General features: G+C 45.1%; 17 protein-coding genes. 4 read left to right on the forward strand and 13 right to left on the reverse strand.

What is annotated here, in order from left to right:
* Positions 1–137: 137 nt before the first annotated feature.
* The 4 genes from PMG71_RS23620 to PMG71_RS23635 all read right to left on the reverse strand — a co-directional run bounded on the left by PMG71_RS23620 (position 138) and on the right by PMG71_RS23635 (position 6,430).
* On the reverse strand, positions 138–1,445 hold the full coding sequence (locus PMG71_RS23620) for a hybrid sensor histidine kinase/response regulator (protein WP_283756191.1): 1,308 nt from the start codon (positions 1,443–1,445) through the stop codon (positions 138–140).
* A gap of 45 nt (positions 1,446–1,490) precedes the next feature.
* Positions 1,491–2,489, reverse strand: a complete 999-nt coding sequence (locus tag PMG71_RS23625; RefSeq protein ID WP_283756192.1) for a diguanylate cyclase domain-containing protein — start codon at positions 2,487–2,489, stop codon at positions 1,491–1,493.
* Positions 2,486–4,957, reverse strand: coding sequence for a response regulator (locus PMG71_RS23630; RefSeq protein WP_283756193.1), 2,472 nt, complete (start codon positions 4,955–4,957; stop codon positions 2,486–2,488). Before PMG71_RS23630 ends, PMG71_RS23625 begins: the two co-directional genes overlap by 4 nt.
* A gap of 234 nt (positions 4,958–5,191) precedes the next feature.
* Positions 5,192–6,430 (reverse strand): FGGY-family carbohydrate kinase, encoded by a 1,239-nt coding sequence (locus PMG71_RS23635; protein ID WP_283756194.1) that lies wholly within the window; start codon positions 6,428–6,430, stop codon positions 5,192–5,194.
* 93 nt (positions 6,431–6,523) lie between these two features.
* On the opposite strand from PMG71_RS23635, the gene PMG71_RS23640 reads away from it, so the two are divergent.
* The 4 genes from PMG71_RS23640 (at position 6,524) to PMG71_RS23655 (ending at position 8,662) form a co-directional block, all read left to right on the forward strand.
* Positions 6,524–6,655 (forward strand): element excision factor XisH family protein, encoded by a 132-nt coding sequence (locus tag PMG71_RS23640; protein ID WP_283756195.1) that lies wholly within the window; start codon positions 6,524–6,526, stop codon positions 6,653–6,655.
* On the forward strand, positions 6,643–6,978 hold the full coding sequence (locus PMG71_RS23645) for a XisI protein (RefSeq protein ID WP_283756196.1): 336 nt from the start codon (positions 6,643–6,645) through the stop codon (positions 6,976–6,978). Before PMG71_RS23640 ends, PMG71_RS23645 begins: the two co-directional genes overlap by 13 nt.
* A gap of 84 nt (positions 6,979–7,062) precedes the next feature.
* Positions 7,063–7,737 carry a vWA domain-containing protein gene (locus tag PMG71_RS23650; protein ID WP_283756197.1) on the forward strand — a complete coding sequence of 225 codons (675 nt, stop codon included), beginning with the start codon at positions 7,063–7,065 and terminating at the stop codon, positions 7,735–7,737.
* 34 nt (positions 7,738–7,771) lie between these two features.
* On the forward strand, positions 7,772–8,662 hold the full coding sequence (locus PMG71_RS23655) for a hypothetical protein (RefSeq protein ID WP_283756198.1): 891 nt from the start codon (positions 7,772–7,774) through the stop codon (positions 8,660–8,662).
* A gap of 197 nt (positions 8,663–8,859) precedes the next feature.
* Here PMG71_RS23655 and prmA read toward each other — a convergent pair whose 3' ends face one another.
* The 9 genes from prmA to PMG71_RS23700 form a co-directional block, all read right to left on the reverse strand.
* Positions 8,860–9,768, reverse strand: coding sequence for a 50S ribosomal protein L11 methyltransferase (prmA, locus tag PMG71_RS23660; protein ID WP_283756199.1), 909 nt, complete (start codon positions 9,766–9,768; stop codon positions 8,860–8,862).
* A 75-nt stretch (positions 9,769–9,843) separates the two neighbouring features.
* Complete coding sequence (locus PMG71_RS23665) at positions 9,844–10,635, reverse strand: TrmH family RNA methyltransferase (protein WP_283756200.1); 792 nt, start codon at positions 10,633–10,635, stop codon at positions 9,844–9,846.
* A gap of 49 nt (positions 10,636–10,684) precedes the next feature.
* Entirely contained in the window at positions 10,685–11,164 is a 480-nt protein-coding gene (locus PMG71_RS23670) for a CYTH domain-containing protein (RefSeq protein ID WP_283756201.1), read from the reverse strand.
* Positions 11,165–11,428: 264 nt separating this feature from the next.
* Positions 11,429–12,148 (reverse strand): urea ABC transporter ATP-binding subunit UrtE, encoded by a 720-nt coding sequence (gene urtE, locus PMG71_RS23675; protein ID WP_283756202.1) that lies wholly within the window; start codon positions 12,146–12,148, stop codon positions 11,429–11,431.
* Between the two features lie 31 nt (positions 12,149–12,179).
* Positions 12,180–12,527, reverse strand: coding sequence for a DUF5615 family PIN-like protein (locus PMG71_RS23680; protein ID WP_283756203.1), 348 nt, complete (start codon positions 12,525–12,527; stop codon positions 12,180–12,182).
* Between the two features lie 2 nt (positions 12,528–12,529).
* Positions 12,530–12,805 (reverse strand): DUF433 domain-containing protein, encoded by a 276-nt coding sequence (locus PMG71_RS23685; RefSeq protein WP_283756204.1) that lies wholly within the window; start codon positions 12,803–12,805, stop codon positions 12,530–12,532.
* Positions 12,806–12,848: 43 nt separating this feature from the next.
* Complete coding sequence (gene urtD, locus PMG71_RS23690; protein ID WP_283756205.1) at positions 12,849–13,607, reverse strand: urea ABC transporter ATP-binding protein UrtD; 759 nt, start codon at positions 13,605–13,607, stop codon at positions 12,849–12,851.
* 5 nt (positions 13,608–13,612) lie between these two features.
* The gene (gene urtC, locus PMG71_RS23695; protein WP_283756206.1) at positions 13,613–14,785 is read right to left on the reverse strand and encodes an urea ABC transporter permease subunit UrtC; all 1,173 of its coding nucleotides are present in this window, start codon (positions 14,783–14,785) and stop codon (positions 13,613–13,615) included.
* A 6-nt stretch (positions 14,786–14,791) separates the two neighbouring features.
* Complete coding sequence (locus PMG71_RS23700; RefSeq protein ID WP_283756207.1) at positions 14,792–15,970, reverse strand: cyanophycinase; 1,179 nt, start codon at positions 15,968–15,970, stop codon at positions 14,792–14,794.
* Positions 15,971–16,172 lie beyond the last annotated feature (202 nt).

Below are 16,172 nucleotides of genomic sequence, written 5' to 3' on the forward strand. Positions count from 1 at the left end.
AAGCGGAAATACCCTAATTAAAAATCCAGGGAGCAAGATGCTCCCACTCCAGTCATATCAAAGAATTCGAGGAGTGCGGGCATCTTGCCCGCTTCTTAACAAATTTTCATGTCCGCTTGCGGAAACCGGACTTGATATCATGAGTTTTCGATGTTGTTTTTCATGGGTAGGCTGATGGTAAAGGTGGTTCCTTGTTGGGGAATCGAGTGACATTCGAGGAGACCCTCATGGTGTTGAATGATTTGATGAACGATCGCCAATCCTATTCCTGTGCCTTTTCCGGAGGGTTTGGTGGTGAATTGATAGTCAAAAATTTTATCTTGAATGTCTTCAGGGATACCGAGTCCGTTATCAGTAATGCGAATTTGGATGAGGGAGCGATCGCGGATAAATTCGGTTTCGATGGTAATCTCACAAGTCTCTTCTGACGAGTCGGTTTGTTTTTCGCAGCGTTCATCTAAAGCATCAATACTATTGGCCAACAGATTCATAAACACTTGATTGAGTTGTTCGGGATAACAGAGGATAGGGGGCAGCTCTTGATAGTGTTTTATGACTTCAATCTCTCTTCGATTACTATTACTTTTCAGACGATGTTTGAGAATTAGTAGGGTACTTTCGAGTCCATCATGAAGATCGGATTCTACGGGCTTATCGTTATTTTTGCGCGAAAATTTACGCAAAGAAAGACTCAGTTTTTGGATGCGATCGCTACCGATTTTAATCGAATCCAGAAGACTGGGCAAATCTTCTAACAAATACTCTAAATCAATCGTTTCTGAATGTTCAACAATAACTTCTGTGGGTTGGGGATATTCCTGCTGATAGAGTTTCAGATGCTCCATTAAACTCTCGACTCCTTCTTGGGCAAATTGGAGATTATTAGTAATAAATCCCAAGGGATTATTAATTTCATGGGCAATCCCGGCAACCAGTTGTCCTAAAGTCGCCATTTTTTCACTTTGAACTAACTGAACTTGAGTATTTTGTAAGCTTTCAAAAGCGCCCAATAGAGCAGCCGTTCGTGCTTCAACTTTTTGTTCTAACTTAAAGGTTAAGTCCCGAATTGTTAATTGATTTTTTACTCTGGCTAAAACTTCTTCACACTGAAAGGGTTTACTAATATAATCTACACCACCAACTTGAAAGGCTTTCACCTTATCAATAACATCATCTAAAGCACTAATAAAAACCACTGGAATTTCAGCCGTCTCTGGATTATCTTTTAAGCGTTCACAGACGGTATAGCCATCTAAATCCGGCATTTTAATATCCAGAATCACTAAATCTGGAGGATCGGCTTGACAAGAGTTTAAGGCCATTTCTCCATTGAGGGCTTTACGAACTTTATATCCTTGTTCGGCTAACATCGTGGAGAGTAAGCGAATATTATCTGGGGTATCATCGACAATTAAAAGGCTTTTTGAATCTAAGTTATTAACCATAAGGATAGATATAAAATTAACAGGTTTTTGGGCGACAATTCAGGGTTATCGATAAACCGAGTTTCTGCCTTTCTGTTTGGCATAATAGAGAGATTGATCCGCACTAGCAATTAAGTCTTCAGGGGATAAATCGGAATCTGGAAACCGACAGGCAACACCCAAACTAACGGTAACATAGGAACTCACTTTAGATTGACTATGGGCAATTTGTAGGGCTTCAATTTCTAAGCGAATGAGTTCGGCTACTTGTAGGGCATAGTCGGAGGAAGCATTGGGTAAAATAATGGCAAATTCTTCCCCACCATAGCGGGCAACTAGAGCGCCAGAGTGGGTAACGACTCCTTTCATGGCTTGAGCAACCCGTTGTAAACATTGATCGCCTTGTAGGTGGCCATAGGTATCATTATAAAGTTTAAAATAATCGACATCTGCTAAAATCAAAGATAGGGATTGGGGATATCCTCTGCTATAAGAGGGCAGAGAAAATAAGCGTTTCCATTCTTGTTGAAGATAATCATTAAAATGGCGACGGTTACTGAGTTGGGTGAGTTCGTCTAGGGTGACTAACCGTTCTAAGTTTTGTTGAGTTTGCTGTCGTTGACTGACCTCTTGTTTGAGTTGTTGTAGTTCTTCTTTGAGTTTTTTCTGTTGACCACAGAGGCTGAGTTGGTGTTGTACCCTAGCGAGGACTTCTTCGACTTGGAAGGGTTTGGTGATGTAGTCGAGTCCACCGGATTTGAAGGCCTGTAACTTGTGGTTGGCTTCGTCTAAGGCACTTAAGAAAATAACGGGAATTTCGGCAGTCAGAGGAGAAGATTTGAGGGCATCACAGACTTGATAGCCATTCATGCCGGGCATATTAATATCGAGAAGGATGAGATCGGGGGGTTGGGCGGTGCAGGAGGCGATCGCCATTTCTCCGTTGATCGCTTTTCGCACTTTATACCCCTGCTGGGTCAACATTTGGGAGAGTAGACGCAGGTTATCGGGCAGATCGTCCACAATTAAGATATTGTCTCCCTTGAGTTCCGATTGTGCGATCATGGCTTTACCTTTGCAATTAACGACACCACACAGTCAAAGCGAAAATTATGGGCCCATTCTGATAATTGTTGGGACAGGGGATTTAAGGATTCGGGAATTTCGTCAATGAGTAAAACCATTTCATCGTCAAATCCTTTAATGGCGGTTTGATAGAGTTCCTCAATCCACTCTGGTTTCATTTCTGCGAGATAGTCTTCTAGGGGACGGGTTAGAGGTTTCTCGTCTGGAGAGGGCGAAGGCTCATTCTCTTGATAAAGATACTCAATTCCGAGATGATGGGCAATTTTTTCTAATAGGACGTTTTCTCGAAAGGGTTTACGCAAAAATTCATCGCATCCGGCACTGAGGACTAAATTGCGTTCTTCTTCAAAGGCACTGGCAGTGAGGGCAAAAATGAGGGTACTGCGACCTTTAGTGGTGCTTTTAATCTGTCGGGTGGCTTCGTAACCGTCCATGATGGGCATTTGCATGTCCATGAGGATTAAATGGGGATACCATTTTTTCCAGATGGCGATCGCCTCTTGGCCATTAGAAGCGACTTCAACATCAAAGCCCAAATTACCTAGAAGTTGTAGCAATAGCATCCGACTTTCTTGGCGATCGTCTACGGCTAAAATTCGCTTGCACTCTTGTCCGGGGGCTAATCCCTTGACCTTACGAGTCGGAATAGAGGACTCAATTTCACTGGGGTCTACCTGTTTCACCTGGATGGAAAATTTAAAGGTTGAGCCGCGATCGATTTGGGAAGTGACGGTTATATCCCCTCCCATTAATTGTACAAACTGGCGACTAATGGGTAATCCTAATCCGGTTCCCTGTTGGGATTTGCGTCCGGTTTCGGTTTGGGTAAAGGGTTCAAACAGGTGTTCTAATTCTTCTGGGGCAATGCCTGGGCCGGTATCGTCGATCTGAAACTCGATGGCGATCGCTTCTTGCACCGTCTCTGGGGCTTTTCTATGGACTCTTAAGGCTACCCCCCCATCTTGAGTAAATTTAATGGCATTCCCCAGTAAATTAATTAAAACTTGGCGCAGTTTCCCTTCATCTCCAGCAATAAATTGGGGAACATTTGAGTCCCATTCAAAGAGCAGGTGTAAGCCTTTAGAGGTGGCTTTAAGCTGAAGCATTTCTTCAATACTTTTGAGCAGGCGATAGAGATCGAAGTTACTGGGATTCAGGGTGACTCGACCGGCTTCTATTTTGGACATCTCCAAAATATCATTAATTAACTCTAGGAGATGTTCGCCCGATCGCCCAATAATCTCTAAATTTTCTTGGTGTTCTCGTTTGAGCGAAGCGTCTCGACTCATAATTTGGGTAAAGCCGAGGATGGCATTTAAGGGGGTGCGTAGCTCATGGCTCATGTTTGCCAAAAATTCACTTTTGGCTTTATTGGCATGTTCGGCTGCTTCTTTGGCTTGAGCGAGGGCTTCTTCTGCTTGTTTGCGTTGAGTGATATCGTTGGTGACTGAGAGTAAACAATCTTCTCCCCTGAGTTTAATGATATCGGCCGAGAGTAAAGTAATCCGACGCTCTCCGGATTTGGTGCAAAATTCAAATTCGTAATCCCGGATAAAGCCTTGATTAACCAAGGTTTCAAAGAGGTTGACTCTCTGTTCCATTTTTGTCCAGAGTTGCAATTCTACGGCGGTGCGTCCAATCACTTCTTCATTAGTGTATCCGGTGGTTCTCAGGAAGGCATCATTGACTTCTAGATGTCGCCCATCTTTCATGGAGGTGATGGTGATGGGGTGGGGAGTACACTGAAAAACGATGGAAAATTTGTCTTCTGAGGCTTGTTTATCGGTTTCCGCTAAGGTGCGATCGCTGATTTCTTGTTCAAGTTGCCTCGTTTTGGTTTCTAACTCTTGGGTTCTCGATTGAACTTGGGCTTCTAGGGTTTGATTTAGGTGTGTGAGTTGGGTAGAAAGAGAAGCGAGTTTTTGGCGATGTTCTTCTAGGGTTTGGATTTCCTGGAAGGAGCGTAAATTTTTTAATAAACAGATCCCCAAAGTTTGTTGATTGAATTTCTCCTTCTGCTGATAATCATTAATATCATAATTGTGCAAGATGGAAAATTCTAAGGCTGGATCTGACTCGTTTGCACAGAGAATAATTCGATGGGATAGGTTCGCTAGATCTTCTCGAATGAATTGAACTAGCTTTAATCCTCCCCTCGGTTTTTCTAGATCGAGATCGATGAAAACCATGCTTAAATCTGGGGAGTCTGCGAGGCGATTTTGCGCTTGTTCTCTGTTCTCTATCCATTGCACCTGCAAGGGTTTTCCTTGAAATACAAACTCTTCATGGAATTGATCCGTCAAAAGCTGATAAATTTTTGGATCTCGATCGACTACTAAAATCGACCAGCAGGGTTTTGAAGACTGGTTTGATGCACCCCGGTTAAGGTTTTCTGATGGCAAGAGTTCATCGGTTTTTCCCGGCGATCCTCTCTTTTTTTTCTTCATAGTTCACACCAAAACCGTAAGTCAATCGATGTACAATGAGGGGTTGGGAGTTGACCGTTGATCGGTAGTTTTATAGTCGAGTTTTTTAGATCTCGGACACTCCATAGATAACCGGTTATTATTCGCTAGGGCTGAATAATCTACCCATTATATCAAGTTTTCTTGGATCTCCCATCCCCTTAAAGACTTGTCATATTATTACTGAGTTTTATACTATACCTAAAGGGTGGAGGGTTAAGACGATTGTTGGGCTAAACAGGCACTTCCATAGGCCGCTAAAGGACTGATGGAAGGGATAAAGGGAACGGATAAGTAGGTTTGCCGTAGTTTTGACCAGGTATTACTTTTTGCACCACCTCCTGCTGTATATAAGCGTTTGAGGGGAGTGGCTCCGAGTTCGGTGAGCCGTTGATATCCAAGGGTTTCAATGCGGGCGATTCCTTGCAGGAGTCCATGGAGAAATTCTACTGGATCTGCTGGACGGGGATGGAGACGGGGGGGGAGGTTGGGGTCGTTGATGGGGAAGCGATCGCCTTTTCTCAGTAAGGGATAGTAGTCTAGATTACTTTTTTGGTGGGGATTGATTTGATTGGATAGGGTTTCTAATTCTACATCGGTAAAAAAATGTCGTAGCACTGCACCGCCAGTATTGGAGGCTCCCCCAACTAACCAGCGATCGCCAAACCGATGGCTATAAATCCCATACTGGCTATTATTCACAGGGGTTTCACTGAGCAGTTTTAACACTAAAGTGGAGCCGAGGGAGGTCACCCCATCACCGGGAACCGATGCACCACTGGCGATAAAGGCGGCGATACTGTCAGTGGTTCCGGCACAAATGAGACAATCGGGGGGGATGGAAAATTGTTGGGCAATTTGGGGTAAAATGGGGGCGATCGCCTCTCCCGGTGTATAAACTTTCGGTAAAGTTAGGCGATCGGGAAGGGAAGGAAACCAGTCCGGATAGCAGAGATTATGGACATCATAGCCCAGTTTCAGCGCATTGTGATAATCACTGATTCCGAGTTTACCATGGAGTAAAGAAGCTAACCAGTCTGCTTGATGAAGAAAATAAATGGAGCCATCTAAGGATAGGTTTTCGAGTCCCCAAAGGAGTTTTGCCAAGCTCGATGTGGCGCTTAAAACGAGATGATCGGAAGGGGCAAACCCTTGTATTTGAGGAATCATGGCTTTTCCCCGGTCGTCATTGTACATCAGTGGGGGGGCGATCGCCTCTCCCTCCCCATTACAAAACAAAACCGTTGCAGACGTACCATTAATCAAAATTCGGGTAATCTGTTGCCGACAGTCTAACGGCAGTTGCTCGAAGAGGGAAAATAGGCTAGTTTTCCAGACTTCGGGAAGTTGGCGATCGTAGGTGCAGGTTGCCTGAGCAAGAATGTCCCGATCTGGATTAATGGCAATTGCCCTTGCTCCCGATGTGCCAAAATCAATTCCTAACGCTAATCCCATATCCAGCAACTTTATAGCAACACAGCTCGATCTTGTACATTTTCACGAATCCTTCAAAATATCATACAATAGTCTCTTGAAGTAGGGTGGGCAGTGCCCACCTTACCCATTAACTATAAAGGATTTTTTCAGCGAGAATTCACACAAATTTCCCTAGAACGATATCAGATTAAACAAATCATTTACGATCCAGAAAAAGAGGTGATTGTCCGATGGATACCCTAGAACAATATCGCCAGATCATTCAGTCCATATTAACCGAATATGCTGCCATTCCCATAGCCAATGGGGAGATTGATTGCTACACTGTTTTTGATACTCAACAAGATCATTATCAAGTGGTTAATATTGGATGGGATGGCTATCGCCGCGTCTATGGTTGTGTCTTGCACCTCGATATTATCAACGGCAAGATCTGGGTGCAGCATAACATGACTGAAATGAGAATCGCTCAAGAACTGGTGAATCGAGGAGTAGCCAAAGACCAAATTGTGTTAGGCTTCCAAGACCCTAACATGCGGCAATACACCGAGTATGCGGCTATTTAAGGGAATGAGATGGCCCATTACCCGCACATTGCACTATATACTTTTGGGTAGCATAGAACCGGAGTAGAGATTAGCCGAATCACCATGCCAGAACCCTTAAGACTCGATGAAGCCGTTGAATTTGCGGAGAACCCAGAACCCCGTTGTCCCTGTGTCCTCTTGCTTGATACCTCTGGTTCCATGCAAGGAGAAGCTCTTGACGCTTTACACGAGGGCTTAGAAACCTTTCGCACTGACTTGAATAAGGATACTTTGGCTGCTCGTCGGGTGGAAGTGGCCATTATCAGTTTCAATAATGAAATTAAGGTGGAACTTGACTTTGTAACCGCCGATCAATTTGAAACTCCCAAGCTTAGAGCATCAGGAATGACCTATATGGGGAGTGCTATTAATATAGGGTTGGATTTAATTGAAGCCCGAAAAGCCGAATATCGCGCTAATGGGATTGCCTATTATCGCCCTTGGGTATTCTTAATCACCGACGGAGCGCCCCAAGGAGAACCGGAAGAGGTAATCCAGAAAGCGGCTCAACGCATCCAAAAAGCTGAAAATAATAAGCAGGTGGCGTTTTTTGCGGTGGGAGTTGAAAATGCTGATTTAGCCCAGTTAAGCGAGATTGTGGTGCGGACTCCGGTAAAATTGAAAGGACTCAATTTTGTGGAAATGTTCCTGTGGCTATCGGCTTCGATGTCGGCGGTTTCCCATTCTAAACTCGACGATCAGGTGGCGCTCCCTCCTCCCGGTTGGGGCACGGTTTAAATGAGTAATGAAAATGAGTCATTGAGGAAAAAAGATGAGTAAAGCAATTTTTGAATTAGTGGATGAACTGCCCACGGATAATATTACGATTAAGGCGTTGCGTGCCCTGGATTTTGTGGTTCCGGGAGAGTGGGATAATTTGGTGGGGTTTGAGAACACGATCCGCACGATTACCGGAGAGGAAGATCCGGAGATGATTCAGGCGATCGGCGATCGCGCCATTGAATTGTTCAATGATAAAAATGAAGGGTATCAGCGAGCGCTCTGGATTTATCAAACCATTAGCGGAACGGGTCGTGCCCTGGGTGCTGCTACATTGGCGAATATGGTAGGGGATAAAATTCCTTTGGTTGGGGGTTTATTAACCAGTCTGACTCCTAAACCGGTGAAGGCTCAAAGTATCGATTTATCGTTAAAAGTGGTGGGAGAATTGGTTGGGTTTTGCTCAATTAATGGTATTCCTGGCGATAGTATTGGGGATTTTGTTGGGGCTTTGGGTGATTATGGTGGCGAGTCGTTGATGCGGATGGCTGCCCTGGTTTGTTTTGATGGTTTGATTCCTTTGGGGCCAGATTTTCTAGGGGTGGTTTCGGATTGGATTGGCAATTTGTCGGCGGGAGATTTGGAGGACAACGATCAATTCCAGCAGTTGAAATCGGTGATTCCTGGAGATAATTCAGCTAGTAAGTTGGGCTTTATTGGGGAGTCTTTTGGTTCAGTTTCGGGTTGGATGGGAGATTTTGTGAGCGATCGCGGTATTACTCCAACGAATGTGGCGAATAGTCTGCAAAACTTTGTGGAATTTACTGATGATAAGTTAGATTATCTGGGCGCATTCCTGGACATGAGTACCAATTATTATGAACATACCGGCATCCAAACTCTAGCCCATCGTTTGATTGAACGGGCAGTGGCGGAAATTTAATTTTTACCAGGATGGGATGGGGGAGATGGAGTGCGAGCATCTTGCTCGCTTATTCCCCATTCCCCATTCCCCATTCCCCATTCCCCATTCCCCATTCCCCATTCCCCATTCCCCATTCCCCATTCCCCATTCCCCATTCCCTATTCCCCCATTCCCCCATTCCCCATTCCCCATTCCCCCATTCCCCCATTCCCCCATTAATCGTCCAATTCCCGGCGGATGTTGAAACAACACCATTCTTTCCGTCGCCAAAGGGTAGCTACCATCCAACCATGCTGTTCTAAGGTGTCGGCTACGGGTTTGGCTTGGTCTAAGAGGACACCACTGATCACTCCCCAGGTAGTGGGTTTAGAGATGGCCTCAAATTTGGGAATTAAATCAATTACGACTTCAGCCAAGATATTGCACAGGATGCCATCTACGGGGCCGGGAAGGGTTTCGGTGAGTTCGTTGATACTGCCTTGGCTGGTGATGAGGCGATCGCCTCCCAAATGATTGATTTTGCCATTACAGAATGTTGCCTGAACCGCCAGAGGATCGGTATCTACGGCATAGACTGCATGAGCGCCCAATAATAAAGCCCCAATGGATAAGATTCCTGAACCACAGCCAATATCGGCTAAAACTAAATTTTGTTCTTCTTGGGGATCTATTCCTAGGCGCATTTCTAGCGATTCTAGACACAATTGGGTGGTTGCATGGCTTCCTGTGCCAAAGGCGATTCCTGGATCTAGGTATAAAATATGTCTATCTGGAGCTTCAGGAGGGGATAACCAAGCGGGACAGACAATGAAGCGATCGCCAATGGATTCCGGTTGCCAATATTTTTTCCAGGTAATTGACCAATCTTCTTCCTCAATCAAGTGCCAGTGAACGCCAGGAACAGGTAGGGAAACCGTGAGAGCATCCTGACGAAAACCAATGGATAGGGCGGCTAGATCGAGGAGTTGGGCTTGTTCTTGGGGTAAGTAGGCTTGTACTAACCGAGAGTTACCTTTGGTTTCGCTACTGGTTCCTTGACAGCCAAATTGATCTAAACGCCAGAAGATCAGATCTTCTAAGCCTGGATCGCAGAGTATTTGAATTTCCCACCAGTGGTTTGCCAAAATGCCTGAGCCTCCGTTAACCCTGAGCTAGTTAGATGTATTCTTGACTTTATCAAAAGATGGAATTTGAGGAAATCATCTATTCTTGTGCATCCATTGTCTTTGGCTTTCGTAGAGAATGAGGGCAGCCGCGATCGCCACATTAAGAGATTCTACTCCCTCCGCAATAGGAATGCTCACCTGGCGATCGGCTAACTCTAGCAGCTCTGAGGATAACCCCGCCCCTTCATTACCCAATAGTACCCAAGTCGGTTGTGTCCAATTAATGTCCCAATAGGTTTGGGGAGCGTTAGCAGTTGTAGCGATAATTTGCATCTGTTCTTGACGGCATTGAGCGATAAAATCCGGTAAACTCGGTTGCATCGCCATGGGAACCTGAAACCAAGCGCCCGCAGAAGCACGGAGAACTTTGGGATGATCTAAATCAACACTATCTGAACTGAGGGCGATCGCCTCTAAGCCTACCCCTGCACCGGTGCGAATGATTGTGCCCAAATTCCCCGGATCTTGAAGCGTTTCGAGGATGAGTCCTAGTCGGTTCAGTTGCGGGGAGAGGGGTTTGGGGGCATCTCTCCGCAGAGTAGCAATTACGCCATCTGGATTTACCGTAGTGGCGATCGCCTTCAAAACCTCATAGCTCACCTGCTCCACCCGTTGACAGCACTCTTGCAATTTTTCCCCTAACGGTTGATTTTTTTGCAACCATTCCGGGGTATACGCGGCACTGTCTAAAGCCGCATTCACCTGACAAGCCGCCTCCACCAGATGAGTTCCTTCTAATAAACATAATTGGGCTTGTTTGCGCCCTTTCGGTTGGTGCAACTTTCGCAGGTGTTTCACCCAAGGATTTTGAAGACTGGTTAACATTAGGAATGCGAGCATCTTGCTCGCTAGAGAAAGGAAGGGCAAAATCAGATTAATGTTGCCATTGACTATAGGGATGGCTGGCTAAATAAGAATTAAAATACCGGTAATCTTCGGATACTTCTTCACCCACCCATTCCGGTAATTGAATCTCTTGATTGGCATCGGTGAGTTCAACTTCTGCGAGGATTAATCCTTGATTGTCTCCGGCGAATTCATCGACTTCCCAAACCATGCCGCCCCAGTTAAAGGTGTAGCGGATTTTATCGATTTGGGGGCGATCGCACAAAAACTCTAGCATTTCCTGGGCATCCTCTAGGGGGATGGGATACTCATATTCTAGGCGATGAATGCCAGAAGAGCCAGAGGCTAAGGTTTTCAGGGTTAAGTAGCCCCGATCTCCGGCAATCCGCACGCGCACAGTTGCCTGATTTTCAGTGCGAATATAGCCTTGGCGATAGTGGATAGGTTTGCCTAATCCTCGCCAACTGTCTCCTGTGACTAGAAATTTGCGTTCAATTTCAATGGCCATAATGCTTAGATCGATCCATGGTTATCTATCATATAGCCTTTCTCTTGAGATCCCCCTAAATCCCCCTTAAAAAGGGGGACTTTCTTGACTGCCCCCTTTTTTAAGGGGGGGTTGGGGGGATCTTTTGCCTCTAGCGCTATAATCAACCCCGTGGACTATAGACAATACGTCAAAACTGATTATGTTTAAAAACTGGACTTCTGATGATTGGATTAATCATATTGCGTTTACAGTAACGGTAGCGGTTTTAGTCTGGTCATTTCTCTAGACGGCTAAGAATTCCTGAATCACATCTTTACTCAGTTCTGCGGTTGGCCCAGAAGCTACGATACCGCCTTTTTGCATGGCGTAATACCAGTCTGCCTGGCGGACAAAGTGCAGATGCTGTTCAACTAAGAGTACAGATATACCGGTCGTTTCAATGATTTTACGCACGGCTGCTTCAATTTCTAGGATAATCGAGGGTTGAATGCCTTCGGTGGGTTCATCGAGAACTAGGAGTTGGGGACGGCCCATGAGAGCGCGGGCGATCGCCAGTTGCTGTTGTTGTCCTCCGCTCAAGTCCCCTCCCATGCGCCATAACATGCTCTCCAGGACGGGGAATAGCTCGTAAATATAGGGGGGGATCTCCTTCTTTTTGCCTGCGCGTCCGGACTCCAAACCCAGGAGTAGGTTCTCTTTCACGGTGACTCTGGGGATAATCTCGCGACCTTGGGGAACATAGCCAATACCGAGTTTAGCGCGGCGATCGGGAGGAAGACCGACAATATTTTCGCCTTGCAAAACAATATTACCACTGCGCGGTTTTAACACCCCCATAATCGTTTTCAGCAGGGTCGTTTTCCCCACTCCATTACGGCCAATTAAACAGACCATTTGTCCGGGTCTCACCCCCAAGTCCACATTCCGCAGAATATGACTTTCTCCATAGTAAACATTTAATTCAGATACTTTTAAAACCGGTTTATCTTCTAGGTGCATCATTGATTCCTCATGCAGTATTGAGTAACTACCGTTAGATGTAAATTACTTGATTACTCATTTCATCTGCGGTAGTTTGATTTAAAATTTTTAGGAGTCTTTCCACTATCTTTTGATAGGGATTTCTCACAGCAATAATAATGCCATAATGAGTAATATTATGCTCAAAATATTGTTGTGCTAATTTTTCAAAATCCCTACGATTGTGAGTCAAAATAGCAGCCTGTTTACTGACTGCATACTCTAATTGCTCCACGTCTGTTTTTCCCAGTTGACCAGCTTGCTGTGCAGTCAGTGCCTGAAAACCGCGAGAAATTAGTAAACTCCCGACCAGGACATCAACATCTTCATCCAAGTACACTTCAATAAAAATACCTGTCATTTTTAACGTACTCTCGGATCAATTAAGTCGTCAGGAATCGCATTATTTTGAATATATTCATTGATTTCCGTTGTGTGATCTAAGTAATAGCTTAAAGCATCAAAGACTTGGGAAAGCTTCAAGTGAGGTAATCGATGGGGAATCTCTTCCGGTGAAACACCAATGCGCCACAGTTCTACAATGGCTCGCACCGGTGTTCTAGTGCCTTTAATGACGGGTTCACCATTTAATATCAAATCATTTTTGACAATATGACAGTGTTCGGTTGTCTGAATCATAATCTTTGCCGATCGCCTCAACTCAGCCTATTTTATCTCAAGTTTACCCGTGATCTTCGGTTTCTGATTCTCCCAGGTACACTTCAATCACCCGTGGATCGTTTTGCACTTCTTCGATGGAACCCTCACAGAGTACAGAACCTTGGTGTAAAACCGTGACTTTCCGGGCAATTTGGCGCACAAATTCCATATCATGCTCAATCACAATAATGGAATGACTTTCGGCTAAACTGAGCAGTAAATTTCCAGTTTGTTCCGTTTCTTCATCAGTGAGTCCCGCAACCGGTTCATCGACTAATAAAAGATCGGGAGATTGAGCGACTAACATGCCAATTTCTAACCGTTGTTTTTCCCCATGGGATAGGAGAGCGGCTTGAATATCGCCTTTAACTGAGAGTCCGGTAATCTCTAGCAGGTGGTTTAAGCGCTGGCGATCGCTCCCTGGAGGCCGACTGAAGAGCGTCGAAAGCACGTTCTTATTCGTATTACAGCTCAGTTCCAGGTTTTCCCTAGGGGTCAAATTGAGGTAAACCCGTGGCGTTTGAAACTTGCGACCAATCCCCAAACGGGCGATCTGATGTTCCGCCAAACGACGAGTATTACGACCTTTGAAAAAAACTTGCCCTTCTGTGGGTTGAGTTTTCCCTGTAATCACATCTAGAAACGTAGTTTTTCCGGCTCCATTGGGGCCAATGATCACCCGCAATTCCCCTGGTTCCATACTAAATGTAAGCTGATTAAGGGCCCTAAATCCATCAAAATCAACCGTTAAATTCTCAATCTCTAAAATCGCTTCCTTCATGACTTTTATTCAAATTCTTCCCGCTCTTGTTGCACTTCCGGATCTGTTTCTAAACTCGGATAAGTCACCAGGGTTTTCATGCCTAAACGGGCCTGTAACCAATCCCAGCCATCGGTTCTCAACCATCCCACCACCCCATTGGGCAAGACCATCACCACAATTAAGAATAATGCTCCTTGGAAAAATAACCAAATTTCGGGAAATTGTTCGCTTAATCCACTGCGGGCAAAGTTTACTAAAAGGGCCCCTAAAATCGCACCGACTAAACTCGCTCGTCCGCCCACAGCCACCCAGATCACCATTTCAATGGAGAAAGCAATATCCATGGCTTTTGGGGAAATAATTCCGGTTTGCAGCGTAAATAATGCCCCAGCTAACCCGGCTAATCCGGCAGAAATAGCAAATACGAGAACTTTGTAACCGGTGGGATTATAACCGGAAAAGCGCACCCGACTTTCATCATCTCGAATCGCAATCAAGAGGCGACCAAAACGACCACTCGTGAGCCAACGACAGAGGGCATAAGTGAGAGCTAAAAAGAGGATAGTAATGATATAAAATCCGACTTGAGTTTTGGGGTCATTAACGGTAAAGCCCAGGAGAGTTTTAAAATCAGTGAGGCCATTGGTTCCATTAATCAGTTTTTGTTGTCCATTGAAGAAGTTGAAAAAGACAATGGTTGAGGCTTGGGTGAGGATGGAAAAGTAAACGCCGCGAATCCGATTTCGGAAGACGAGATAGCCTAAAAATCCCCCTAATAGAGCCGGAACCAGGACAACGGCTAAAGCAGCGATGGGAAAGGGCCCAAAGGGTTGCCAAAACCAGGGCAGTTCGGTGACTCCATAGAGGGTCATAAATTCGGGCAGTTGAATACTGGAGTCGGGGGGGATTTGCAGTTTCATATGCATGGCGATCGCATAGCCCCCTAGGGCAAAAAATACACCATGCCCCAAACTCAACAGGCCAGTAAATCCCCAAATGACATCAATACCAAGGGCAATAATGGCTAAGGCTAAAAACCGACCCAATAGGTTTAAACGGAATGGAGGAAGGATTAATGGCATGAGGATCATTAAGATTAGGGCAATCGCAATCACTAATCCCAATTCAATCCACAGGTTGCGGCGACGCTTTTTTTGTTGAGCAATCCGACCGACTTCTAGAATAGTTTCTGACATCTAAGGTTACTTTAGTTCGTCATATAAAACGGGTTTCATCTGTATGGGTTTTACCGCAGCATGGATGTTTAAAACTGTGTAGCTCGTTACTCCCAAGGCTCCGGTGTAATATCCTAGGCTATCTTGTCCTTTCCAAAAGGTAAACTTAAAGCCGAGACGGGCTTTGCGATCTGAGGATAAGGGGTTAAAGGCCAGAGCAGTGACTTCCTGTTGGTTGCTATCAATGAGGTGAGCAAGGAGGTCGTCGAGTACACTATGGGCGAGTAAATCGGGATAGAAGCGATCGCCGCTCATATAAGGATGAAAATCGGGAGAGTTGGGGTCGATTTTATCACCCTTTAATTTCAGTTCACTTAAGGTTACTTCCTTCGTTTGCAGGTGGTAGCGATCGCCTTTCCCTAAATAACTGAGTCGAATACCATCGAGATTAAATTCAGGGAGTTTCAGGTCTTGATGGGCATGGGATAAATCCATCACTAATACACCTTGGTCACCCACCACTTCCGCTTCATCATTTTGCACCACCAGAGCCGTATTTTCATCAATGCCAAATCCCAGTTTATAACCGATCGCTTGCATGATGACGAGCGATCGCCCCAACCGTCCCCGGACTAAAAAATGTTGATCGACAAAAAAATCTGGGCCGATAAACCCTAAACCTCGGTTAATTTCTCTTCCCCAGTGAATTCCAAATTTCATCACATCTAAAATCTCAGGAGGATGGCGAAACATAGTTGTACTCATGATGGCTGCACCTGCACTGGTTCCGGCCACCACTCCCCCTCGATGATAAATGTCCCAAATCACATCAAGCATGGGGGTATTTTCCCCAGATTCCGTATACAAAGCTTGGGTAATATAGGATTGATCTCCCCCAGTAAAAAAGACCCCATTACACTCTCGAACCTGGGCTAAAAGTTGGGGGTCATACACCGCTTCTCGGTAATCCACATCGCGATTTTTGACCGCCACCGGAATGGCGATCGCCTCTGCACCCTGCTCCTTCAAAGCATCAACTGTATAATTTGTTTTCTGAGGATTGCGACTTGCTGTCGGGAAAACGGCAATTTTAGCCCCTTGTCCCCCCGCTAATTCCACAATTCGCTTCCAGACTTCATGATTATTATACCGGAGCGCACCCCCAATAATCACCAGCGATCCAGTCGGTTTGGAGACTTCAGACATTCCTTTACTCAGTCAGCTAACGGTCATTTTCTCGACAATACAAATAGAGAACCCATTGTACAGGAAAAAGGGATGACCCCCTTCTTCTCCTACAGACTTCAGTTAAGATTTATTACAATTTTTGAGTTTTGGCATAAAAATGACCTGATTTTTTTGAGATCTAGGTCAGAAATTTAGGGATCGTAACTTTACAAAAACTTCA

The organism is Roseofilum acuticapitatum BLCC-M154 (assembly GCF_030068475.1).
GTDB classification, from domain to species: Bacteria; Cyanobacteriota; Cyanobacteriia; order Cyanobacteriales; family Desertifilaceae; genus Roseofilum; species Roseofilum acuticapitatum.